The sequence below is a fragment of the Lactobacillus sp. UMNPBX16 genome (assembly GCF_002553775.1).
GTDB classification, from domain to species: domain Bacteria; phylum Bacillota; class Bacilli; order Lactobacillales; family Lactobacillaceae; genus Lactobacillus; species Lactobacillus crispatus.
Genome location: NZ_PCYU01000074.1, coordinates 1 through 1,099, shown reverse-complemented (window position 1 = coordinate 1,099; position 1,099 = coordinate 1). Strand labels below are relative to the sequence as shown.

The 1,099-nt window shown below is 33.8% G+C and carries 1 protein-coding gene and 1 pseudogene; both read left to right on the top strand.

Annotated features, from left to right (window positions below):
- A pseudogene (locus CP367_RS10275) lies at positions 1-178 on the top strand (IS256 family transposase); the annotation flags it as partial.
- A gap of 118 nt (positions 179-296) precedes the next feature.
- The gene (locus tag CP367_RS11085) at positions 297-881 is read left to right on the top strand and encodes a hypothetical protein (RefSeq protein ID WP_223845444.1); all 585 of its coding nucleotides are present in this window, start codon (positions 297-299) and stop codon (positions 879-881) included.
- The last annotated feature ends 218 nt before the right edge of the window (positions 882-1,099 follow it).

The following is a 1,099-nucleotide window of genomic DNA, read 5'->3' as shown; positions in this document are numbered from 1 at the left end:
TGAATCATTTAACAATGTGATCAAGCGCAAAGCTAAGCCTAAGGCAGAGTTTCCAACTGAACAGTCGCTTGATGCTTTTATTGGTATTCAGGCAATGAGCTACAATGACCGTTATTTCAATCGAATTCATAAAGGCTTTGGTCAGGTTCAGGACACCTTAGAATCCTACTTTGATTAAATAAATAATTAAAAAATCAATTTACGAGAAAGATCTATTTACACAAAAGATTTGACAGTTTCAAAACAGTCAAAGTAGACTATAATTAAAAATAATTATTGCAAAGGAAAAATAAAATATGAAAAATAAATTTTCAATGATAATTCTTTTCCCCCTGTTTTTTAGCCTATCAGCCTGTTCCAACCGTTCTAGTCGTCCCGCTACAGTTAACGAAACAGTAAGCAGCTCTGCGACACATAAGGCATCCAAACAGGCAAATGAGTTTAAGCCTAATTTAAAAAAGAAATATCCTGGCTTTAAGTTAACCAGCATCCCCGAACAATTTCGCGGTACCTGGTATCGTAGCGATCCACTGAGCAAATCAGCTCGCAAATTAATTATCAACAAGCATACAATTGGTGACTCAGTAGTTTATCGACAAGTGGATAAGTCCATTAAATTAGATCATAATTCTGAGCAAAAGAATAAAACCTATTCTGGTGGTGATTCCATGATCGCCATCGAACAACATCAAGGGCAGACTTGGATGCGCGTTCGTGAGTTTTTAACACCTGTAGATATTATTTATATTACTGGTCAATTTAAAGGACATCCTTGTTTATATCTTGCATATTCTTCCGGAGATATCCACAACGCACTTTTCAAAAACAAAGCACTAGCAATTAAGTATAAAAACTATGACTTTTCTAAAATTAAATCATGAAAGATATTAACAATCTACTACAACAAAAAAGTAACTTACTCTTAAAAATTAGCTCGTTACCCTTAAACCTATTCCCTTATTTAGTATTCAGCTTAATTATTAAACAAAATACTGCAATCAGCGTGCTGCCTTTTGCACTGCTATGAAAAATGTAAGCAAATGTATGACTATGTTTTATTTTCATACATTTTGGACTATTCGTGCTTTCCATTTCTCTT